The 22,678-nt window shown below is 41.8% G+C and carries 25 protein-coding genes; 10 read left to right on the forward strand and 15 right to left on the reverse strand.

Annotation, left to right across the window (positions count from 1 at the left end; genetic code table 11):
* Window positions 1–4 precede the first annotated feature (4 nt).
* Genes CLV32_RS02080 through CLV32_RS02095 form a run of 4 tightly spaced genes read right to left on the reverse strand, consistent with a single transcriptional unit; the run spans window position 5 to window position 3,270 of the window.
* Window positions 5–916, reverse strand: a complete 912-nt coding sequence (locus CLV32_RS02080) for a ribonuclease Z (protein WP_133551890.1) — start codon at window positions 914–916, stop codon at window positions 5–7.
* Window positions 916–1,305, reverse strand: a complete 390-nt coding sequence (locus CLV32_RS02085; protein WP_133551892.1) for an STAS domain-containing protein — start codon at window positions 1,303–1,305, stop codon at window positions 916–918. The genes CLV32_RS02080 and CLV32_RS02085 overlap by 1 nt, the downstream gene beginning before the upstream one ends.
* Window positions 1,306–1,331: 26 nt before the next feature.
* Complete coding sequence (locus CLV32_RS02090; RefSeq protein WP_133551894.1) at window positions 1,332–2,276, reverse strand: phosphoribosylaminoimidazolesuccinocarboxamide synthase; 945 nt, start codon at window positions 2,274–2,276, stop codon at window positions 1,332–1,334.
* Window positions 2,277–2,307: 31 nt separating this feature from the next.
* The gene (locus CLV32_RS02095; RefSeq protein WP_133551896.1) at window positions 2,308–3,270 is read right to left on the reverse strand and encodes a PhoH family protein; all 963 of its coding nucleotides are present in this window, start codon (window positions 3,268–3,270) and stop codon (window positions 2,308–2,310) included.
* Between the two features lie 103 nt (window positions 3,271–3,373).
* Here CLV32_RS02095 and CLV32_RS02100 point away from each other — a divergent pair, with 103 nt between their 5' ends.
* Genes CLV32_RS02100 through CLV32_RS23030 form a run of 3 tightly spaced genes read left to right on the forward strand, consistent with a single transcriptional unit; the run spans window position 3,374 to window position 4,847 of the window.
* The gene (locus CLV32_RS02100; protein ID WP_133551898.1) at window positions 3,374–4,153 is read left to right on the forward strand and encodes an SAM hydrolase/SAM-dependent halogenase family protein; all 780 of its coding nucleotides are present in this window, start codon (window positions 3,374–3,376) and stop codon (window positions 4,151–4,153) included.
* Window positions 4,154–4,198: 45 nt separating this feature from the next.
* Window positions 4,199–4,702 (forward strand): hypothetical protein, encoded by a 504-nt coding sequence (locus CLV32_RS02105; RefSeq protein ID WP_133551900.1) that lies wholly within the window; start codon window positions 4,199–4,201, stop codon window positions 4,700–4,702.
* A 1-nt stretch (window position 4,703) separates the two neighbouring features.
* Window positions 4,704–4,847: a hypothetical protein gene (locus CLV32_RS23030; protein WP_166641859.1), complete on the forward strand. Its 144-nt coding sequence runs from the start codon at window positions 4,704–4,706 to the stop codon at window positions 4,845–4,847.
* Window positions 4,848–4,880: 33 nt separating this feature from the next.
* On the opposite strand, the gene CLV32_RS02110 is transcribed toward CLV32_RS23030, so the two are convergent.
* The 5 genes from CLV32_RS02110 to rpsO form a co-directional block, all read right to left on the reverse strand.
* Window positions 4,881–5,831: a D-2-hydroxyacid dehydrogenase gene (locus tag CLV32_RS02110; protein ID WP_208110933.1), complete on the reverse strand. Its 951-nt coding sequence runs from the start codon at window positions 5,829–5,831 to the stop codon at window positions 4,881–4,883.
* A gap of 5 nt (window positions 5,832–5,836) precedes the next feature.
* A complete protein-coding gene (serC, locus tag CLV32_RS02115) occupies window positions 5,837–6,907 on the reverse strand; it encodes a 3-phosphoserine/phosphohydroxythreonine transaminase (protein WP_133551902.1) in 1,071 nt (356 codons plus the stop codon).
* A 60-nt stretch (window positions 6,908–6,967) separates the two neighbouring features.
* Window positions 6,968–7,639, reverse strand: coding sequence for a ribulose-phosphate 3-epimerase (rpe, locus tag CLV32_RS02120; protein WP_208110934.1), 672 nt, complete (start codon window positions 7,637–7,639; stop codon window positions 6,968–6,970).
* A gap of 92 nt (window positions 7,640–7,731) precedes the next feature.
* Window positions 7,732–9,873 (reverse strand): polyribonucleotide nucleotidyltransferase, encoded by a 2,142-nt coding sequence (pnp, locus tag CLV32_RS02125; RefSeq protein WP_133551906.1) that lies wholly within the window; start codon window positions 9,871–9,873, stop codon window positions 7,732–7,734.
* A 116-nt stretch (window positions 9,874–9,989) separates the two neighbouring features.
* Window positions 9,990–10,295: a 30S ribosomal protein S15 gene (gene rpsO / locus CLV32_RS02130; RefSeq protein ID WP_133551908.1), complete on the reverse strand. Its 306-nt coding sequence runs from the start codon at window positions 10,293–10,295 to the stop codon at window positions 9,990–9,992.
* 129 nt (window positions 10,296–10,424) lie between these two features.
* Between rpsO and CLV32_RS02135 the strand changes: the two genes are divergently transcribed.
* Both CLV32_RS02135 and CLV32_RS02140 read left to right on the forward strand, forming a co-directional pair.
* Window positions 10,425–10,844: an acyl-CoA thioesterase gene (locus tag CLV32_RS02135; protein WP_133551910.1), complete on the forward strand. Its 420-nt coding sequence runs from the start codon at window positions 10,425–10,427 to the stop codon at window positions 10,842–10,844.
* Between the two features lie 3 nt (window positions 10,845–10,847).
* Complete coding sequence (locus CLV32_RS02140; RefSeq protein ID WP_133551912.1) at window positions 10,848–12,263, forward strand: MATE family efflux transporter; 1,416 nt, start codon at window positions 10,848–10,850, stop codon at window positions 12,261–12,263.
* Here the strand turns inward: CLV32_RS02140 and CLV32_RS02145 are convergent.
* Window positions 12,260–13,246, reverse strand: coding sequence for a D-alanine--D-alanine ligase (locus CLV32_RS02145; RefSeq protein ID WP_133551914.1), 987 nt, complete (start codon window positions 13,244–13,246; stop codon window positions 12,260–12,262). The genes CLV32_RS02140 and CLV32_RS02145 overlap by 4 nt on opposite strands.
* A 165-nt stretch (window positions 13,247–13,411) precedes the next feature.
* Between CLV32_RS02145 and CLV32_RS02150 the strand changes: the two genes are divergently transcribed.
* The 4 genes from CLV32_RS02150 to CLV32_RS02165 are packed head-to-tail and all read left to right on the forward strand — an operon-like array spanning window position 13,412 to window position 16,654.
* On the forward strand, window positions 13,412–14,182 hold the full coding sequence (locus CLV32_RS02150; protein ID WP_133551916.1) for a PASTA domain-containing protein: 771 nt from the start codon (window positions 13,412–13,414) through the stop codon (window positions 14,180–14,182).
* 14 nt (window positions 14,183–14,196) lie between these two features.
* Window positions 14,197–15,249, forward strand: a complete 1,053-nt coding sequence (mltG, locus tag CLV32_RS02155) for an endolytic transglycosylase MltG (protein WP_133551918.1) — start codon at window positions 14,197–14,199, stop codon at window positions 15,247–15,249.
* A gap of 4 nt (window positions 15,250–15,253) precedes the next feature.
* On the forward strand, window positions 15,254–15,661 hold the full coding sequence (locus CLV32_RS02160; RefSeq protein ID WP_133551920.1) for an acyl-CoA thioesterase: 408 nt from the start codon (window positions 15,254–15,256) through the stop codon (window positions 15,659–15,661).
* Between the two features lie 9 nt (window positions 15,662–15,670).
* Window positions 15,671–16,654 (forward strand): YihY/virulence factor BrkB family protein, encoded by a 984-nt coding sequence (locus CLV32_RS02165; protein ID WP_133551922.1) that lies wholly within the window; start codon window positions 15,671–15,673, stop codon window positions 16,652–16,654.
* Between the two features lie 60 nt (window positions 16,655–16,714).
* Here the strand turns inward: CLV32_RS02165 and CLV32_RS02170 are convergent, their stop codons facing one another.
* Together CLV32_RS02170 and CLV32_RS02175 are read right to left on the reverse strand one after the other, a co-directional pair.
* A complete protein-coding gene (locus CLV32_RS02170; RefSeq protein ID WP_133551924.1) occupies window positions 16,715–17,389 on the reverse strand; it encodes a LytR/AlgR family response regulator transcription factor in 675 nt (224 codons plus the stop codon).
* Window positions 17,386–18,465 carry a sensor histidine kinase gene (locus CLV32_RS02175; protein WP_133551926.1) on the reverse strand — a complete coding sequence of 360 codons (1,080 nt, stop codon included), beginning with the start codon at window positions 18,463–18,465 and terminating at the stop codon, window positions 17,386–17,388. The genes CLV32_RS02170 and CLV32_RS02175 overlap by 4 nt, the downstream gene beginning before the upstream one ends.
* Before the next feature lie 183 nt (window positions 18,466–18,648).
* Here CLV32_RS02175 and CLV32_RS02180 point away from each other — a divergent pair, with 183 nt between their 5' ends.
* A complete protein-coding gene (locus CLV32_RS02180; RefSeq protein ID WP_133551928.1) occupies window positions 18,649–19,737 on the forward strand; it encodes a TlpA disulfide reductase family protein in 1,089 nt (362 codons plus the stop codon).
* A 20-nt stretch (window positions 19,738–19,757) separates the two neighbouring features.
* Here CLV32_RS02180 and CLV32_RS02185 read toward each other — a convergent pair whose 3' ends face one another.
* From CLV32_RS02185 to CLV32_RS02195, 3 genes are read right to left on the reverse strand one after another with little or no spacing between them, the layout of a single operon-like run.
* The gene (locus CLV32_RS02185; RefSeq protein WP_133551930.1) at window positions 19,758–20,735 is read right to left on the reverse strand and encodes an ankyrin repeat domain-containing protein; all 978 of its coding nucleotides are present in this window, start codon (window positions 20,733–20,735) and stop codon (window positions 19,758–19,760) included.
* A gap of 19 nt (window positions 20,736–20,754) precedes the next feature.
* Window positions 20,755–22,191: an ankyrin repeat domain-containing protein gene (locus CLV32_RS02190; RefSeq protein ID WP_133551932.1), complete on the reverse strand. Its 1,437-nt coding sequence runs from the start codon at window positions 22,189–22,191 to the stop codon at window positions 20,755–20,757.
* On the reverse strand, window positions 22,175–22,678 hold the full coding sequence (locus CLV32_RS02195) for a hypothetical protein (protein WP_133551934.1): 504 nt from the start codon (window positions 22,676–22,678) through the stop codon (window positions 22,175–22,177). Before CLV32_RS02195 ends, CLV32_RS02190 begins: the two co-directional genes overlap by 17 nt.

Consider the following 22,678-nt stretch of genomic DNA (forward strand, 5'->3'; position numbering starts at 1 on the left):
GGAGCTAAATCTCGAACGTTATACCTTCCAATGCAAGTTCTGTATTAGGAAATACTGCAGCCGCTTCATCAAGGAGCGGCTGTAGTGTTTTATAACGTGATGAAAAGTGTCCGATAAGCAATTTACCTGCACCAACTCTTACAGCAACCTCAGCAGCCTGTAAAGCGGTGCTGTGAAAGGTTTGATTTGCTCTGTCAAGCATCTCTTGCAAAAATGTGGCTTCATGGTACAACATCGTGCAATTTCGAAGCGGCTCCAGGTAACTGTCGTCTGCTAACGTATCTGAACAATAACAATACGATTTAGGCGCATTGGAGTCAATAGTATAGTCGGCATTCAGGATTACCTTTCCATCCGGCAGATCCAGGTCTACACCGCGCTTAAGCAGTGGGTAGTAAGAAACCGGCACACCATCGGCTTCCAGCTTTTCAACAAGAAGTTTGCGCAGGCGTTTCTTCTCTGTAAACTTATAACCAGTGCAGGGAATGCGGTGATTCAATACAATCGTTTCAACAGAGACATCAGCATTCTCATAGATCAATCTGTTTTCATCTGCATATACCGGCGTAAACTCAAGGGGGTATCTCAGTATCGTATCAGAGTGCTTAAATTGAAGTTCTAATATTTCAAGTAAAGGTGCCGGGGCAAAAAGCTGCACAGGTTTGATCCGCCCATTCAAGTGCATACTCGACAATAACCCAATCAGACCAAAATAATGATCACCGTGAAGGTGACTGATAAAAATATAATCAATCTTGCTCGTCTTATACCCATAACGAATCATCTGCTGCTGTATCCCTTCGCCGCAGTCAATCAAATAAACCTTCTCGTTGCAGTTCAGCAACTGCGCCGTTGGATTCCGGTTATATACCGGAGTGGCCGAGCTGCTTCCTAATATCGTTACTTCAAACTTCATTAATCTTCCTCATCAAAATCGTCAAGCAGATCTTTCTCAATCTCCTCCATAAAAACAAGGTCTGCAGCTTCCTCCAGACTTGCCACAAAGTTCAGTGTTTCGTCCAATCCTGAGATCTCAATAATCTTTTCCAGTTCAGTACTGACCCCGGTAATCAGGAAGATCCCATTTTCTTTTTTACACAGCCTGTCGCCTACCAACAAGCAGCTCAGATCCTGAGAGTCTGTACAGTGTTGTACGCTCGACAGGTCCATAATAATATTTCTGTAACCCTGAGATGTCAGATGAATAAATTCTGATTTCAGCAAAGGGGTATTGTCATTCGTAAATTGAGCCTCATTGAGTTTAACAACAACGTATTTTTCGTGTTTATCAACTGTTAATGCCATATTCTTTGTGTTTAAGCTTTATTACATTATAAAGCGGCAATTGCTTTATTGATGTTTTCTTCTATGCGTTGACTTACATCTGCACTGTCGTTTTTCACAAATGTATCACCAGTAATCTGTTCGTACAACTCAATATAACGGTCAGAGATAGATTCAACGATCTCTGGAGTCATCTCTGGAATAACCTGTCCGTCTTTACCCTGAAATCCATTTTCGATCAACCAACGGCGCACGAATTCTTTAGATAACTGCTTTTGCTGTTCACCGGCATCTTGACGCTCCTGATAACCATCAGCATAAAAATAGCGTGAAGAATCCGGTGTATGGATTTCATCAATCAGATAAATCGTATCTCCTACTTTACCAAATTCATATTTCGTATCAACCAGAATCAAGCCGCGCTCAGCCGCCATTTCAGTACCACGTTTATATAAAGCACGGGTATATTCTTCCAGCAAGTCATAATCCTGAATAGATACGATCCCTTTAGATAGTAAATCTTCTCTGGAAATATCCTCATCATGTCCTACCGACGCTTTAGTTGTAGGTGTTATAATTGGCTCATCAAGCTTATCGTTTTCCTTCAGTCCTTCTGGCAAGGTTACACCACATACCGCTCTGCGGCCAGCTGCATATTCGCGTGCAGAGTGACCGGCAAGGTAACCCCTGATTACCATCTCTACCTTAAAAGGTTCGCAGATGCGGCCAATGGTTACCATCTCATCAGGAACGGTAATTACCCAATTGGGCACAATATCCTGCGTCGCTGCCAGGAACTTAGCGGCAATCTGGTTCAATACCTGTCCCTTAAATGGAATTGCCTCAGGTAAAACTACATCAAATGCAGAAATCCTGTCGGTAACCACCATAGCCATATATTGGTTGTCGATAGTATATACATCTCTGACCTTGCCTTTATAAAAACTGGTCTGTTTTGGAAAGTTAAATTGTGTTTCTTTTATTGCTTTCATGGTGTGCGCCAAATCGCTTTTGTGGTATAAATTATTGTATATCGCCGTAGGCTTTTAAGATTCTTTTAACAAGCTTGTGTCGCACCACATCATCTCCGTTCAGGTAAATGATATCGATGCCAGGGATGTCTCCGAGTATACGAAGGGCATTGTGCAAGCCCGACATCTGTTTTTTCGGTAAGTCGATCTGTGTTACATCTCCCGTTACAATGAACTTTGCCGTTGGCCCCATTCGTGTAAGGAACATTTTCAACTGCAGGTCTGTAGAGTTTTGAGCCTCATCAAGGATTACAAAACAGTTGTCCAAAGTTCTTCCACGCATAAATGCCAGCGGAGCAATCTCAATTGTTCTGTTCTCCAAATATAACTTCAGCTTCTCAGCAGGGATCATATCGTCCAGTGCATCATATAGCGGACGTAAATAAGGATCTACCTTTTCTTTTAAATCACCCGGCAAAAAGCCCAGACTCTCTCCAGCTTCAACAGCCGGACGGGTTAAGATGATTCTTTTGATTTCTTTATTTTTCAAGGCCCGCACAGCAAGTGCTACTGCTGTATACGTTTTTCCTGTTCCGGCAGGGCCGATGGCAAACAGAACATCATTCTTGATAATGCTGTCGACCATCTTACGCTGGTTAACAGTACGCGCCTTGATCATCAGCCCATTGTTCCCAAAAACTATGACTTCTCCGTTCACAGTGGCAGGCTTTTCTGCTGCAGGCTCTGCCGCAACCGGCGATTTCCTGAAGTTCAAAATTGACTCCACGTCATTCGGCGTCATCGACCGGTATTTGTCCAGATGCGCAACAAGGCTGTCAAATTTACTTTCAAAAAGTGCCAGTTCCTTCTCATCACCTAAAGCCTTAACATCAGTGCCTCGCGCCACTAATTTTAGCTTCGGAAAAGCGTGCTTAATCAGCTCATAATGTTCGTTGTTAGTCCCCCAAAACTGAGCCGGATCAACGGATTCTAAAGTGAGTTTAATTTCGTTCAAAATATTGTTTTTTAAGATAGAGGTGTATACTTTGATTTAAAAATTGAATATTTGTACGCGATTTGCCGCTTACGCAAGATTAAGCATAAATATTCAATTTTTAATGGCGATTATCACTTTAACAACGGATTTAGGTTCCAAGGATTTCTATCAGGCTGCCCTTAAAGGCAGTATCCTGAGCATCCTTCCTACGGCCAATATTATTGATATCACCCATGAAGTTCCATCCTTTAACATCTCGTATGCGGCCTTTGTGTTAAAGAATACCTACCCTTATTTTCCTAAAGGAACTGTGCACCTGATTGGTATAGATTCAGTGTTCAGCGAGAATACCAGATACATGGCTTTGAAGCACCACGACCACTACTTTGTGGGTGCCGATAATGGTATTTTCTCGCTCCTTTTTGATGAGGCACCTGAAGAACTCGTAGAGCTTAATATTATGCAGGATCTTAAATATCTCCACTTTCCGCTGGTGGATATTTTTGTTAAAGCTGCCATCCACCTCGCTAAAGGTGGCAAGCTAAAAGACATCGGCGTTCCTGCAGAAAAAGTAGAGGAACGCATGCTGTTGCAACCTGTTATCGAAAGAGATATCATCCGTGGCAGTGTAATCTATATTGATACTTTTTGCAACGTGATCACCAATATCACGAAAGACCTGTTTACCAAAATTCAGCGTAACCGCGATTTCACGCTGTACTTCCGTAAAAGTGAAACCATTACACAGCTAAGCTGGCACTATAATGAAGTTCCCGAAGGAGAAAAACTATGTCTTTTTGGCATTAGTAACCATCTGGAGATCGCCATTAACAAAGGAAAAGCCAGCGGACTCCTGGGTTTACACCTTAGTGACATCGTTAGGGTCGAATTCCACTCCTAGCCTATTCTAAGGCATGAAGTTTGATTGGTATACAAAAAATATACTATGACCCGACTGATCTGCATTTTCGCCCTTCTCTTCTCTTTTAGTACAACGCATGCACAAGTTGATACCTCGGCCTACGAAACGCAGCGTGCAAAGATCAACGCGCTGCTTGCCGAGCGGAGCACAAAATTCGGACAATATGAACAGAGTCTGAACGAACGCACAGGTATCTTTGGCTTCCAGACCAAACAAGACATCCGTAATTCAAACGAGATCTTGCGTCAGATTACTTTGAACGACAATACCATATTCAAGGAGCTTAAAGTATTGCTCGACTATAAAGATCTTCAGGTTCAGCAGGTGAAATCATCTGTGACTGACAACACAGAACGTCTCAACAGCTATATGGCGGCAATAAAGAAACTTCAGGACAACAACGCAATACTGAGGGATCAGCTAAACAAGCCCGAACCGATGAGCGGTGCCTGGTATATTGTCTTTTTGTTACTCATAGGCATTGGCGCATACATCTATATGCAGCGTAAAAAACTAAAAACAACCTGATATGAAAACGTTATTTAAACTATTGGTCAAGATAAACAACGCCATCCTGCCAAGTTATTCCCAAAAAGATCCCAATAAATTAAGTACTGCCCAAAAGGCCGTTTTAGGCTTCAGATACTGGGCACTAACAAACTCCCTGAAATAAATAAAGGCCTGGAAATTTCCAGGCCTTTATCATTTAATTTTTAAAATGTGCGATAATCAGTTCCGCAAGCTCAGTCCCAATCCGTTCCTGTGCCTCGTTTGTGGATGCACCGATATGCGGCGTTAAAGAGATTTTAGGATGATGCAATATAGCTGCTAAAGGCGTAGGCTCATTGTCGTATACATCAAGACCAGCAAAAGCTAATTTACCACTGTCCAGTGCGTCAATTAAAGCCGCCTCATCTATCGTACCACCACGTGAACAGTTCACTACACCAACACCAGCTTTCATACTATCAAATTCAGCTTTACCTAAAATAGGCTTGTCGGCAAATGGCGTATGTAAAGAGATGAAATCACTTTTGGTAATAACTTCTTCTAAAGACACGGTACGTACCGGGATATCAAGTTTCAGGTCGCCCTGGAAGTTTAAAGTAATCGTGCCGTCATAAGGGAACAAGTCGTAAGCCAAAACATTCATACCTAAGCCTAATGCCAGGGTAGCCGTCTCCCTACCAATCCGGCCAAAGCCGATTATCCCCATCGTTTTTCCGCGAAGCTCAATACCTTTAGCATAGGCCTTTTTCAAGTTATTAAACTGTGTAGCACCCTCAACAGGCATTTTACGGTTAGAATCCTGTAAAAACCGGATGCCGGTAAACAAATGCGCAAATACAAGCTCAGCAACAGATAAAGAAGAAGCCGCAGGTGTATTTACAACAGCTACACCCTTACTTCTTGCATAGTCAACATCAATGTTGTCCATACCTACCCCACCCCGACCGATAAGCTTCAGGTTTGGGCAGGCATCAATTACATCCTGCCGTACTTTAGTGGCACTACGTACAGTTAATCCGTCGTAATTCTGCAATGCTTCAATTAATTTGTCCTGAGGAACTGTTTCCGTATCAACAACAAAACCAGCTTGTTCTAATAATGCTTTACCTATGGGATCAATCCCATCGTTTGCAAGAATCTTGATCATTTCAATTAGTTATTTGGATGCTTTTCAGCAAAAATTTGCATTAATTCTATTAGGGCATGTACGCTCGTAATTGGCAGTGCGTTATACATCGATGCTCTGAAACCACCTACACTTCTGTGTCCTTTAATTCCTTCAACGCCGTTCTCTTCAGCAAACTTCAGGAAAGGTTTTTCCAGTTCCGGATTGGTCATCACGAAACAAACGTTCATTCTAGAACGGTCTTCAACAGCACAAGTGCCTTTAAATAATGGGTTTCTATCAATCTCCATATATAAAGCATTCGCTTTAGCAATGTTTTCTTTCTCGATATCAGCTACTCCACCTTTAGATTTTAACCAACGCAAGTTCAGCATCGCTACATAAATAGAAAATACCGGAGGCGTGTTGTACATAGAGCCATTGTCGATATGTTGTTTGTAATCTAACATCGACGGCAATTTTCTGCCCGACTTACCAAGGATCTCGTCCTTAACAATCACAACAGTAAGACCCGCAGGTCCAATATTTTTTTGTGCACCCGCATAAATCAGGTCATATTTAGATACGTCAATAACGCGGCTCATGATGTCGGACGACATATCACAAACTACAGGTACGCTGGTTTCAGGAACATTAAATAGCTCCGTACCATAAATAGTATTGTTAGAAGTATAATGGAAATATGCGCTGTCTTCGGGAATACTCAAATCTTTTGGTATAAAAGTAAAGTTGCTGTCTTTAGAAGAAGCAACAATATTCGCCTTACCAAAGGTCGATACTTCCTTAATAGCTTTATTAGCCCAAACACCTGTTTCCAGATAGGCTGCTGTACCACCTTCAGGCAAAAGGTTCATTGGAACCATCGCAAACTGAAGACTCGCACCACCCTGTAAAAACAGCACCGAATATCCTTCCGGTACATTTAATAATTCTTTAACCAATTTACCCGCTTCAGCTACAACGGCTTCAAACTCAGGGGTACGGTGCGAGATTTCCAAAATAGATAAACCATCTTTAAAATCCAGAACCGCCTGAGCAGCTTGTTTAAATACTTCCTGAGGCAAAATGCAGGGACCTGCACCAAAGTTATGTGTCATGTGTCTACTTGTTATGGTTGTAAATGTAAGTGTTTTAGCTAAGCTGGCAGTCAACAAAATTTAGATATTGACAATTCCATTAGGAACAGACTTCAGGGCGGCAATCATATCTGAAGGCGATGGCGCAGCAAAAATGGCATTGCCGGCAACAAAAGCGTTAGCCCCTGTTTCGATCAGTGTGGCGATATTGCTTTCACCAACACCACCATCAACTTCGATAATAAGTTCCGGGTTATGCCGATTGGCCATATTCCGCAATTGCATCACTTTGTTTAAGGTATTTGGGATAAATTGCTGACCGCCAAATCCCGGGTTTACCGACATAATCAGCACCATATCCAGGTCACCAATAATATCCTGCAATAAATCTACCGGAGTATGTGGGTTAAGAGCCACGCTGGCCTTGCATCCGGAATTATGGATAGCCTGTATCGTGCGGTGTAAATGCGTGCATGCTTCGTAATGAACAGTGATGCTATAAGCGCCGGCCTCAGCAAAGCGCGAAATAAACTGATCAGGGTTAACAATCATCAGATGCACATCCAAAGGCTTGGTGGCATGTTTTTTCAAGGCTTCCATCACCGGAAAGCCAAAAGAGATATTGGGTACAAAAACCCCATCCATTACATCTACGTGAAACCAATCGGCAGCGCTGGCATTGATCATTTCAACATCACGTTGCAGATTACCGAAATCAGCAGAAAGTACAGAGGGTGCTACCAGGTGTTTCATCTGGTAAATATAAAATAAATAAACTTTTGTAAACGAAAAAACCCCGCAAAAAGCGGGGTTTTAACTATTCATATGCCTAAGCAGATAAAAGACTAGGCTGGTTTCTCAGCGTTATCTTTTTTCTCCGGGCGAGGCAATAAAACTTTTCTTGAAAGCTTCATTTTACCTTGTTTATCAACATCAAGTAACTTAACCTGTAGTCTGTCACCTTCTTTCAATACACCGTCCATAGTTTCTAAGCGTTCCCATGCAATTTCAGAAATGTGGAGTAAACCATCTTTTCCTGGCATGATTTCAACGAAAGCACCAAATGGCATGATTGATTTTACTTTACCATCGTAAGTAGCACCAATCTCTGGTTTAGCAGCAATTGCATTGATACGTCCAACAGCAGCGTCAATTGCCGCTTTATTGTCAGCAAAGATCTCAACGATACCTTTGTTACCAACTTCTTCGATAGAGATCGAAGCGCCGGTTTCACGTTGCATTTCCTGAATAATTTTACCACCGGGACCAATTACAGCACCGATAAATTCTTTATCAATTGTTAATGAAACGATACGTGGAGCGTGTGCTTTGTAATCCTCACGTGGAGCAGATATCGTTTTCTTCATCTCGTTCAAGATGTGAAGACGAGCCTCTTTAGCCTGTATTAAAGCGTTTGTTAACACTTCCCATTTCAGACCATTGATTTTTAAATCCATCTGACAAGCTACGATACCTTTTTCGGTACCTGTAACCTTGAAGTCCATATCACCCAAATGATCTTCATCACCCAGGATATCAGAAAGGATTGCATATTTACCAGTTTTCTCATCTGTGATCAACCCCATAGCGATTCCTGAAACAGGTGCTTTGATTTTGATACCAGCATCCATCAAAGCTAATGTACCCGCACAAACGGTAGCCATTGAAGAAGAACCATTAGATTCCAGGATGTCTGAAACGATACGGATGGTATATGGATTTTCTTCCAAACCAGGCAATACCTTTTTCAGGGAACGCATAGCTAAGTTACCATGACCGATCTCGCGACGGCCAGCACCTCTGTTCGGGCGAACTTCACCTGTAGAGAAACCTGGGAAATTGTAGTGCAACAAGAATTTGTTGTAACCGTTAACGAAAGCACCATCAATCATTTGCTCATCGTCTTTAGAACCTAAAGTAACAGTGGTCAAAGATTGTGTTTCACCACGGGTAAACACTGCCGAACCATGTGCTGCAGGCAAATAACCTACTTCACTCCAGATCGGGCGTACCGTACGTACATCACGTCCGTCTAAACGAATTCCTTCGTCAAGAACAAGATTTCTGATGGCATCATATTGTACATCGTGGAAATATTTTTTTGATAAGAATCCGGTAACGTCATCAATACCTTCACCTAAAGAAGCGATAAAGTCCATCAGGATTGCGCCAAACTGGTCTCCACGTTCTTGTTTAGAAGTATTGCTTTTTGCAATTGCATATACTTTATCATAAGTAGCTGCATATACTTGCTCTTTCAACTCAGGATTGCTGTCTTCATGAGAGTAAGTACGTTTAACCGTTTTACCTACTAACTCAGCCAGTTCTTTCTGTGCCTGAACCTGAACGATAATTGCTTTGTGTGCAAATTCGATTGCCTCAACCATATCGGCTTCAGAAATCTCATCAGCTTCACCTTCAACCATCACGATATCATTTTCAGTACCCGCAACAAGGAATTCCATTGTTGCACGCTCTAAATCGCTAACATAAGGGTTGATTACAAACTGACCATCGATTTTCGCTACGCGAACTTCAGAGATCGGTCCGTTAAAAGGAATGTCAGATACCGCAATAGCAGCCGAAGCAGCTAAACCAGCAAGACAGTCCGGCATAATATTTTTGTCAGATGAAATCAAAGAGATCATCACTTGTGTATCAGAGTGATAGTCTTCAGGGAACATCGGACGCAAAGCACGGTCAACCAAACGTGAGATCAATACCTCATAGTCTGATAAACGAGCCTCGCGACGTAAGAAACCACCAGGGATACGGCCAGCGGCAGCATATTTCTCCTGATAATCTACAGAAAGTGGCAAGAAGTCAACACCCGCTTTAGCACCTACTGTAGATACTACTGTAGCAAGAAGCATGGTGTCTCCCATTTTTACGACAACAGAACCATCAGCTTGTTTAGCCAATTTACCGGTCTCAATTTCGATTGTTCTACCATCGCCCAGATCGAACGATTTTTTTATTACATTCATTTAAAAGTTGTTGTGGTGTGTTTTCCTCTTTCTACACACCGGATTTATATATGTGTTTTACTTTTCAATGTAAAAAAGCCATCCTGAAAAGGATGGCTTTTTGTGATATTATTCGCTTACTTGCTATCTCTGGATGAACCTAAAGGTTTGATGATGTCCCTTAGACCTAATTCTTTGATAATTGCACGATAACGGTTGATATCTTTTTTAAATAGATAGGCCAGGATACCACGGCGTTTACCTACTAATTTCTGAAGTGACAATTGAGTAGAGAAATCTTTACGATTTTTCTTCAAGTGTTCTGTTAAGTGCGCAATACGATAAGTAAATAACGCTACTTGACCTTCTGCAGAACCAGTGTTGGTTGCTACTTCGCCGTGTTTTTGGAAGATTTCGGCTTTCTTCTCAGTACTTAAATACATTCTTGAATGATACTAAAGTGTGTATAATTAATTAATTAGCGACAAAGATAAGCTAAGTTTTAAAGATTAACAAATACATACCATAGATACATGAAGCTATTTCCTATTTTTGCTGGATAAGCCAACCCTATGGAAAAGAACCAGTATAGCATTTTTGAAACTGAACTTAAAGTCCGCCCAGATGATATCGATATGTTCAACCATGTGCACAACAGCAAATACTTTGATTATGTGCTTGCTGCAAGATACGAACAAATGGACCTTTTCTATAAAATGCCGATGGAATCCTTCCTCAACAGTGGCTTTGGCTGGGTAGTACGCACAGCCTATGTAGACTTCAAACGTCCGTTAATTCTTGGTGATATCGTCAAAGTCCGCACCGGTATTCTCACCATCAACGAAAAAGGATGCCGCGTACAATTTGAAATGGAAAATGTACGCACAAAAAAAATCGCTGCTGATGGTTACTTTGATTATGTAATGATTGATACCACAACAGGTAAAGGCTGCAAAGTTAACGAGGAGATGATCCTTGCCTATAGTATATAAAATATGACCACAACACCAACCAAATCCAGAAAAGCATTTGACCTGCTGATTACGGCATTTAAGGGTGGCGACCTTGACTTCACTCAAGGCTCTATCCGTAAAGCAGTCATCTTGCTGGCTATTCCTATGATGCTGGAAATGGCCATGGAATCTGTGTTTGCTTTGGTCGACCTCTATTTTGTTGGTCACCTGCACAACAGCAGTCACGCTATACAAACTGTAGGGCTAACAGAATCCGTGCTTACTATAATCTATTCGCTGGCGGTGGGTATGAGTATGGCCGCAACGGCAGTGGTGGCACGCCGTATTGGCGAAAAGAATCCTGAAGCAGCATCCAGAGCAGGTTTACAGGCCATCAGTGTTGCCGTACTTTTTAATTTAGTGCTCAGCGCGGCGGGGATCATCTACGCACGGGAAATTTTATTGCTGATGGGAGCTTCGCAGGAAACTGCTGATCACGGAACAACATTTATTAAGATCATGATGGGCAGTAGCATCATTATCGTACTGCTCTTCCTCATCAATGGAATCTTTCGTGGTGCCGGCAATGCCGCCATTGCCATGAAGAGTCTGGTTATTGCCAACGGAGCAAATATCATCCTCTGTCCTATCCTCATCAACGGCCTCGGACCTATCCCCGCTTTCGGATTAACAGGTGCAGCTATTGCTACTACTATCGGCCGCAGTGCCGGGGTAACCTACCAAATGGTGCAACTGCTAAATGGCAAAAATATTGTCAAAGCACGCCTTGAATATTTCAAATTACAATGGGAGCAGGTTAAAGCGTTACTTAAAATAGCAACACCCGCTATCTTTCAGTTTATTATCGCCTCTTGCAGCTGGATCTTCCTGGCACAATTGGTAGCAACTACCGGTGGAGATTATGGCTCTGCCGGATATCAGACAGCACTCAGACTCATGATGTTTTTCATGTTACCTGCCTGGGGTATGAGCAACGCAGCAGCAACATTAGTTGGTCAGAACTTAGGGGCCAAAGAATTGCAACGCGCCGAAGATTCTGTATTAAAAGTAGCCAAGTACAACATTATCTATATGGCCATTGTTACCGCAATCACTTTCATCGGTGCCGACTGGCTGGTTTCGTTTTTCACCAACGATCCCAAAACCCAGGAAGTAGCCATCACAGCACTTCACATCCTGGCTACGGGTTATATTTTGTATGGAATAGGGATGGTACTTGTTAGCACATTTAATGGTGCTGGAGATACCTGGACACCCACCATAGTCAATTTCTTCGGATTCTGGCTATTTCAGATTCCTTTAGCTTACGTATTGGCAAAACATTTCAATATGGGACCAAAAGGCGTATTTATGGCTATTCCCATCGCAGAAACAGGAATAGCCTTAGCCGGTTATATCTTATTTAAAAGAGGCGGCTGGAAAAAAATTAAGATTTAGCCAATTGTTTCCCGCACCAGAGCTGTATAGAAATCATTCAACTTCATACCCATTGCAGCAACCTGTTGCGGGATAAAGCTTGTTGCCGTTTGTCCGGGGATGGTATTGATCTCGATAAAATAGAAATCACCCTCCTCTGGCCCAAGGATAAAATCAATCCGCACTACGCCGCGGCAATTCAGCTTTTCATAAACAGCAGTAGCGATACGCACAACACGTTCTCTTGTATCATCCTTGATGTTAGCCGGTGTGGTTTCTGTAGCTACGCCCGGTGTATATTTAGCCTCAAAGTCGAAAAATTCTTTACCCGTCTCCACCTCTGTGGCCGGCAAAACAATAATCTTTCCGCCTAATTTCACAACCCCCACAGTAAATTCCCTACCGGTGATAAACTCTTCGATCAGGATTTGTGTATCCTCAGCAAAGGCTTTATCAATAGCCGATGTCAAATCGTACTGATTGCTTACCTTACTCATGCCGATGCTGCTCCCACCATTGTTTGGTTTCACAAAATAAGGCAACTTCAGGTCTTTTTTAATCTGTTCAATCTGATACGGACTGTGTTTAAAAATCTGCGCTGATTTAGCCACGTGCAACTCGGGAATATCCTGAACAATAGCTTTAGTATACCCTTTGTTCATAGTCACAGCAGAAGTTAATGCGTTGCAGGTAGTATACGGGATACCGAGCATATCAAAGTAACCCTGCAGTTTGCCATCTTCGCCAGGCTCTCCGTGAATAGCAATAAATACGCCCTCAAAAGTAATTTTATGTCCTTTAATAGTTAAAGAAAAATCGTTGCGATCAATCTCTATCCTTACAGAATCGGCAGGCTCATAAAACCAACCTTGCTTGGTCAGCATGATCTTATAAACATCAAATTTATCGGGGTCAAGATTCTGTGCTATGGTGGCCGCACTTTTAACAGAGATCACCCATTCCCCTGTTGTACCACCGGTAAGTAATGCTATCGTTTTTTTCATTTGTCGTCTTTCTAAAAGGCTAAATTGCAGCCGGCATCCAACATAATTGTCGTTGGTTTGTTAGCATCAAAAATATAAATTAGTTTAACCCCAAATGATTTTAATTCCTATAAAATATTTTTTTAAGCTAAATTTGATGAAAATATACCGCAGCAAGAAAACTCAATGAGCAAATTCATAGCCTATTTACAAACTAAGTCCTTCAGAAACAATTTACTATCAGCCATCGTTACGGTGATTGTGTTGCTGGGGATCGCTTTTTTTAGTCTGAGGTATTATACAAAACATGGCGAAGGCCTCAACGTACCTTCATTAAAAGGACTTTCCTTTACCCAGGCAGTAAGCAAACTCGAAGAAGCTGGCCTTCGTTACGAAGTAGATTCTGTATATATTATGGATAAACCTCCGGGCATTGTTATAGATCAGGATCCTGAAGCCAATACCTTTGTAAAAGACAACAGAACAATTTACCTGACCATTAACAAAGGAGAAGTACCCAGCGTTAAATTCCCTGATATTGAATTCAAATCCCTGCGCGAAGTACAACCCTTACTGGAAAGCTACGGACTTAAAATTGGCGATACCACTTACAGAGCCGACGTGAGCAGAGATGTGGTATTAGCTGCAACTTTCGGCGGACAGCCTATTCAAACCGGACAAACTATATTAAGGGGATCCAGAGTAGACCTGGTACTTGGCGACGGTCGTGGAAACGAAGAAGTAGACATCCCCGCCTTAATTGGCTTAACAAAAGACGAGGCCAGGTTCTCCTTAAAAGGATCAATGCTTTCTTTTGGAACTATCACCTACGAAGGTGTAATTACAGATAGCGCCAGCGCTGTTATCGTGATGCAAACCCCTGCCCTTACAGACTCTGTAACAAAAGTAAAAATCGGTACTCCGATCAATATCGTCCTGTCAAATAAATCGAATTAGATTCTAATCTACCAATGAGCAACGAGAAAAAAAGCTTAAGCACTACCCAAAAAATCGCATTAGTACTCATCCTGATTATCCTCCTTTCCGGAACTTTTTTCGGAATGAAACTTTATAAAGTGTACTTCTCGCCCAACGTGAGCGGAACTGAGAAATACCTGTATATCAAAACCGGCGCTACAGCAAATGATGTAATTGCCGAGCTTACCAGTAAGCATATGCTGAAAGACGCAGCATCTTTTAACGAAGCAGCTGCTAAAATGGATCTGGCAAAGCGCGTAAAACCGGGCCGCTACGAACTAAAGAAAGGAGCTACAAACCGCGAGCTGATCAACAAAATCAAATCTGGCAATCAGGATGCCGTAAAACTGAAGTTCCAGAACATCCGTCGTAAGGAAGAGTTTGCAGGCTATCTGGCAAAAACATTAGAGGCAGATTCTCTGGCCTTTATTAAAGTGCTGGACTCTGCACAGCTGGTTAAAAACTATGGTTTCACCACAGACAATATTTACACGATGTTTATCCCGAATACTTATGATATGTACTGGAATACCAGCCCGATCGATTTTTTCGAGAAAATGCATAAAGAATATACCAAATTCTGGAATCCTGAAAGATTGCAAAAAGCAAAAGCATTGAACCTCACTCCTGCTGAGGTTACTGTTTTGGCATCTATTGTAGATGGAGAAGCTATTTACGATAAAGAAATGCCGATCATTGCCGGTTTATACCTGAACCGTTTAACCCGAGGTATTAAACTCCAGGCAGATCCAACGGTGATCTTTGCCAATAACGACTTTACCGTAAAAAGAGTAACCAACGCGCTTCTGCAGGTAGATTCGAAATACAATACCTACAAATATGCAGGCTTACCTCCAGGGCCGGTAATGATGCCCAGCATCAATGCAATTGACGCAGTATTGAACAAAAACACCAACAACTACATCTACATGTGCGCCAAAGAAGATTTTTCAGGCTATCACAATTTCGCAGAAACAAAAGCAGAGCATGAGATCAATGCGAAAAAATACAGAGATGCCTTAAACGCAAGAAAAATTTTCAGATAAGAATATGTATACACACAGCACAACAATCCGCGTAAGGTATAGTGAAACTGATCAAATGGGCTATGTGTACAACGGCAATTACGCCCAATACTATGAAGTTGGCCGGGTAGAAATGCTGCGCAGCCTGGGTATGTCGTATGGCGACATGGAAGAAACCGGTGTAATGATGCCATTGCTCGAATTGAATAGTAAATTTATCAAACCTGCTTATTACGATCAGGAAATTACAATCAAGACTACTGTTAAGGAATTGCCTGGGGTACGTATTTATTTTACTTACGAGTTGTTTAACGAAACTGGCGACCTTATTAACCTGGGTGCCACTACGCTCGTGTTTTTCGACATGGTGAAAAAGAGACCATGCCCTCCGCCACAAAACTTCATGACAAGAATTGGCCAGTATTTTGAGTAGATTTGATAAATGGAGTGGGTACACAGACAATTATTAAGGCTAAAATTCTATGCTATGTTCATAGAATGGACCAAAGTCTATGTTTTACCCGGTTTTAGCCCACTTCCCCTTTATACTGTTGCCGCTTTTTTCTTTAAAGAGATTCAAAAAGATTCTCTCCCAAACAGGGCAACATCGTTGGCTTATAACTTCATGCTGGCTATTTTTCCGGCCATCATCTTTCTGTTTACGCTGATCCCTTTTTTACCCAGGGGCTTTCAGGATCAGCTGATGTCGCTGATTGCTTTAATTCTTCCATCTAAAGCTTTCGAGGCTTTTGAAGGAACCATTGAGGAAATTGTAAAAATCCAGAACGGCAGTTTATTATCTTTCGGTTTTGTACTCTCCCTGTTCTTTGCAACAAATGGTGTGCACAACCTGATGAAGGCTTTCAATAAGTCTTCGCTGATTATAGAGACCCGTACATGGCTTAAAAGGCGACTCATTGCCGTTGTACTCACCTTAATCATCGCGTTATCTGTAATCGTCTGTATTGGCGCCATGACGGTTGGAGAAATTGCCTTAACCTATATCAAAACAGAACTCCACATTAAAGGCAACCTCACCTACTATGCCATCCAGTTTACACGATGGGCATTGCTTGGCACGTTATATTTTGTAACAACATCCATCCTGTATCGGTATGGGCCTGCAAATGCCAAGAAGTGGCGGTTCTTTAGCGCCGGTTCCTGGCTGGCAACAATTCTTGCCTTCCTAACCATCTGGGGATTTACATTCTACATCAACCATTTTGGTTCTTACAACAAAGTATACGGCTCTATCGGTACCCTCATCGTAATGATGATCTGGCTATATCTTAATTCCCTGATTCTACTACTCGGTTTCGAATTAAATGCCAGTGTAGATCTCTCTAAACGTAGTGTCAAGATCATCCGCCCAACCTTTAATATCTTCAAGAAAAGCGATGTAATTGAACAGAAATTTGAGCATTAATCAAGCAACACAATTTCATATACTTAACCCAGTATCGGATCTACAAAATCAGTTTTCCAGCTAGGTTATCTTCTCCATATTGCCCCGATAATTTTCACCTACCGGGATCACTTCCGCTCCAACCTGAATGGTGTTTTTATCAAAACGGCTAATGTGCGAGGGATTTACCAGATAAGAACGATGAACCCTTAAAAATACTGGAGATGGTAACAACTCATTCAAATACTTCATCGTCATGTGCGTGAGGTAATTTCCTGTAGTCGTACACAGCATTATATAATCTTTAACAGATTGTGCATACATCAACTCGGCATGAGGCACTTTGATTAACCTCCCCGATATTTTAAAATAGGTATAGTCTTTTTGAACCTCCCCTTCCGGTTTAAAGATTTTCAATATTTTATGGATGCTTTTCTCAAAGCGCTCATAACTTATCGGCTTCAGAAGGTAATCTACGGCATCCAATTCAAAACCCTGAACAGCATGTTCAGCAAACGCAGTGGTAAAAATAACTGCGGGCGGTTCCTTTAAGGAACTGATAAAATCTAGTCCGTTAATACCAGGCATTTTGATATCCAGGAACATCAGGTCTATCGCTTGGTTATGCAGCATCTCAAACGCCGCTATTGCATTATTACATTTCCCTATCAGTTTTAAGGCAGGGAAACGGCTGATCAGGTTTTCCAGTACCTCCTGTGCTAACGGCTCATCATCTATGATAATACATCTGATCATACGGTGGTAATAATTAAAGTAACCTCATAACTTTCAACATCTTCATTCACGTTAAGCTTATACTTGTCAGGGTATAGCAATTCAAGTCGCTTAAGCACATTGTTGATGCCAATACCTGCAGGCGCTTTACCTCTTAACAGTTCCGGCTTACTATTACTCACCTGCAAGGTCAGGTCTTCATCCGTCTCACAAATCACAATATGTACAAAGCCAGACTTGGTCTCTTCTTCCAAACCGTGCTTAAAAGCATTTTCTATAAACGGTAACAGCAGCAAAGGTTCAATCCGGGCGTCGGCTTTGATGCCCTGAGCATCAAAGCTAATATTGATCTGTTCCTGATGTCTGATCTTTTCTGCGGTGACGTAGCTGGAGAGAAAATCGATTTCGTTTGACAAGAGCACAGTCTTCTGATCAGCTTCATAAAGAATATACCGCATCATTTCCCCTAGCCTGGCTACCATTGGTGCCGTATCTGCTGATTGTTTTAATGCCAGCGCATAGATATTGTTAATCGTATTAAAAAAGAAATGTGGGTGGAGCTGCGCCTTCAGATAATTAAGCTCTGAGATCAATTGTTGCTCTTTCAACGCTTTCATATCACGATCCTGCGTTAGCGACCGTACCAAAAAAGCTAGACCGATTAACGGAAAGATCGCCGAGATCAACATATAATTAAACGTGAATAGTATCTTGGGTTCAAGCATATCTTTTAATGCCCGTTTACGGAACTCCCCGGATACAATATCTGAATGGATCAGCGCCCAATTGGTCACATACTTGTCGAAAATATGATTAAGTATCACAAAGCCAACGCAAGATAGCATCACGCCAATCAGTTTACGCTTAAAAACATAGCGTTTTAAAAACCCCCAGTATAATACACCATAGCAGAATAAATTGAGTGATTCAGTGATTAGTCGGTAGCCATAGTCTTCGCTAAACCTCGACATATCGTGTTGCACATAGGTACTGTATTCCAGATCACTGATCAAGGTGATCATAAAGGAAAGGAAAAAGATAAAGCCTAATTCTATCCAGAAATATTTCCGGTCTACCCAATACTTATTAGCCTTCATGACGCAAAATAAGGATATTCTGTTCAGGGCAAAAAGTATACTTCTTGATTTTCGACAAAGCGTTAACTTTTTTCGACTAAACCAGCTATTAGTATTCAGTCGAAAAACTAAGGTGGTCGGTCTAATTCCCAGAAAAATTAACAACTAACCAGCTAATTTTAACTCAAATAATTATACAACCCCATGAAATATACTTTTATCCTACTCACGGTCTGCATCCTTTCTGCTTTTGCATTTTTGCCGGCTGGACCAGGTTACCAAATTAAAGGAACAGTTAGTGGTTTGCCAGACAGCACATGGCTTTATCTGCGTACAGCCAAACCCGACAAAGACATTGATTCATGTCGTGTTATAGATGGTAAATTTGAAATGACTGGGAAAATTACTGATCCTGCTACTCCCGTATACTTACATACCGCTAAATACACAAATTATGTCCATCTCTGGCTTGAAAACACCACAATCAATATGGCACTTAAAGCCGGCGAATTCAAAAAAGGATCAATCACAGGTTCTGCTACGCAGGATGAAGATATGCAACTTGCAAACTTGCGTAAGCCCTTCGACAATCGTTCTGACAGTCTAAACCTGATCTTGACGAACACTAAAGATAGCATAGCAAGAAAAAGCTTGATCGCACAGATCAGATCTGTGGATGCACAAAGCAAACAGGTAGAGCAACAATGGGTAAAAAGCAATCCGCAATCGCTGGTAGCGGCCAACGTGCTCGATATCTATACCACTACCTGGGGTAAGGATATCACCGCTTCTCTTTATCAAAACATGGCTCCCGAAATGAAGGCCTCCCAATATGGAAAAGAAATCAGCGAGTACCTTGCGCTTGCTAAAAACCTGAAAATAGGTGATCACTATGCCGATTTTGAACAGTTACATACAAACGGTAAAAACTTTAAACTATCACAGGTAAAAGGCAAATATATTCTGCTTGACTTCTGGGCATCCTGGTGCGGGCCATGCCGTGAAGAAAATCCAAATCTAGTCCTCACCTACGCCCGCTTTAAAGCTAAAGGATTTAACGTATTGGGTATTTCTTTGGATGACGATAAAGCACAATGGCTAGCCGCAGTTAAGAAAGACAAGCTAACCTGGGACAATGTGAGCGATCTGCGCGGTGATAAAAACAAAGCTGCCCTGATGTATGGTATCAATGCAATTCCAAATAATTTCCTGATTGACGAGCATGGTATCATCATCGCTAAAAATCTGCGAGGAAAAGCTTTGGATGAGCAATTAGAAAAATTATTGAATTGAACCTCGTAAAATCCACGTGCTTATTTACCATCCGCACCTGCCATTAACAACTGTTCTAAAATCTCAGTATAACCACGCTCGCTGGCAAAATCCATGGCACTCCTACTTCCATTATCTACAGCATTTACATCCGCCTCTTTTTCGATCAGCATCGCTGTAAAATCATTAAAGCCACATTGAGCGGCAACAAGTAGTGGCGTCTCACTAAAGCTGTTGCGCGAATTAATCTCCGCACCAGCATTAATCAGTAATTTTCCCATATGTTGGTTTCCTAAACCCGCTGCATAATGCAGGGCTGAATTTCCATTTAACAGGTGCAGATTTACATCAGCACCATTTTTAACCAGCAACTCGGCTAAATGAATATTAGAATTATTCACTGCCAATACCAAAGCAGTAACACCATCATTATTTAATTCATTGACATTCGATGCATCAGCTTGAATTAACGCCCGAACCGTTTCACTCTGGTTATTATAAACCGCCTGATGCAAGGGTGTATTGCCATGATCGTCTTTTTGTGCAACATTGCCGTTCGATAGTGCGGAAACTAAATCGCGCAAACCATTTGCAGTAGCATGATCCAACACATTAAATCCTGCGTTGTCCTTAACTGAAGTATCAGCACCCAGGCTGATCAGGTTCAAGGCCGTTTCTGTTTTGTAAGCCAACACGGCATAAAATAAGGGAGTTTGCCCAGTATTATTGCTCGCGTTAACATCAGCACCAGCATCCGTAAGCAACTTAATAATTTCTTTGCTGCCACTGCGTGCAGCAATATGTAATGGAGTTTCGGTAATGTTGTTTGCCAGGTTCACATCGCCATTGGCCTCAATCAACAGTTTTACAATATCTTTTGCACCTTTAGCGCAAACATAATATAAAGGAGTATTACCCAAACTGTCGCGCTTATCTACATTTATCCCACCCTTTTTCAAAAAAGCCTGTACAATTCCTTTTTGTGCATTTTTACATGCGTTTAAAAACATATTATCCATATTGCTCTATCTGCGTTTTTTATATCATTAGTTGTTTAACAACGGCCTCATTGTTATTCTGAATAGCTACGTCCATGGCCGTCTGACCAGCATTATTTACCCTTTCCAGAGTTGATTTATCTTTCTCCAAAATCAAAGAAACGATCCGCTTACCCGACATCTGATCAGAATTTCCAGCTGCATAGATTAATGCAGTATTTCCCAATTGGTCTACATAGCTCGTATCAGCATCGTTATCAAGCAATAACTCGGCAATGTTATATTTCATTTCGTTGCCCCGCTGCGCAAAAGACATTAATGGCGTTTTACCTGACTGGTTGGGTTGGTTAAGATCGGCACCGGCATCAATCAACTCTTCTGCCAGACTTGAATTAAGATCAGCCAGGTATCCAGCCTGACATACCAGATTAAGCGCAGTATTACCTTCATTATCAACAGCGGCGTTAAAGTCTAATCGGTTTTCCAATAAGGTGCGCAGCATTTTTACCACGTCCTTAAGATCCTGACTTATCCCCCTCCCGAAATTACTTACCGATTTGGTAATCAAGTAATAAACAGCAGTCTCCCCATTTCCCGCTCTGAAATTTACATCTGCCCCACCTGTGGCCAACAGCTTCACTAATGGCGCAGAAGCGTATTCACATGCCAGCATCAGGGCTGTACGCCTGTACTGATCAGACACTTCATTCAAATCGACTCCAGCGTTGATCAAAGCTTCTACGGCAGTAGGATCACGGTTTAAGACAGCCTCATGAATAGTCATTCCGCCTGTGGCCACGTCACTTTCATCTCCCGATATCAAGGCCGCTACTTCTTTTACGCCGCTGCGCTGCGCATACGTAAGTGGTGTGGTACCAAATACATCTTTGTCTTCAATATCAATACCGCCCTTTTCAAGCAGTATCCTTACGGTTTTAGTCACTGCTTCTACGGCACCCCGAAGATCTTTTCGGTTTCCCAATTTATCACATATCGTATGCAGTAGGTTCATACCGCCACTTTCTGTAAAGTCCATCCTAACATCGGCCTCACCCATTGCCTGCAAAAAGGGGTACATATAAAGCAGACCCGCTTCAAAATAGGCAAGTTTGCCCGAATCATTTTTCTTTTTTGGGTTAATGCCGGCATCTAACAAGGCTCTGGCAGTATCATAAATTTTAACTGCAACCTCCTCAACGTTAGGATCGCCAAAGTCAAATCGCGTACCAGTAAGCGCATGTAAAGGGGTATTCCCGTATTTATCAGTTGCTGGCTTTAGCCCAGCTTCTTTTAGAAAATGAATAGCGTCAACGTCAGTAAACCTTGCGGCCAGGTGGTAAAGATTCTCCTCATATTCACTGGTGATGCCTGGATCTGGCAACTGTTTGTATAGGTTTAATATGTCAACTTTGTCAGCAGCTGCCGCAAACATATTCCGTTGGTAGGCATCCCTGATATCATTAAATTCTTTCATCATTGGGTGTATTTGCAAATTTTAATGCGTCTGTAATATTTTTATACCCTTTACTGGCAATTGGAGTAGCAATAGCTCTTACCTTATCGTAGTTACGCAACTTTAACCAGCAATCAGTCTTAAGCCTGATGATCGCATCATGCGCTAAGGATGGAAAGGCTTTTATATATACCTCAGTCAGGCCATGCAGGTAATCATTAGTTTCATTTTGCTTGTTTCTAATCTCTACATATTCGCCGTTACCATTTAATTTGTTCCCATTGCTTAACTGAGGGGCAAGCTGGATATTTTCGAGCTTGCTTAAAGCGGACTCATAATTCCCTGCCCAATGCAAACAAAGCGCCATATTATAAAGCGCCGCGCTTTGTAAAGGCTGCTGACCAATCAAACAGTCATACGCTTCAGCATAACGCTGTTGTAATAATAACTGGATTATTAACGACTCTGAATTTGGTTGCGACTGATTATTAGTTGTTGATCCTAAGAGCAT

Origin of the sequence: Pedobacter duraquae (genome assembly GCF_004362245.1) — a bacterium.
In the GTDB taxonomy this organism is placed as follows: domain Bacteria; phylum Bacteroidota; class Bacteroidia; order Sphingobacteriales; family Sphingobacteriaceae; genus Pedobacter; species Pedobacter duraquae.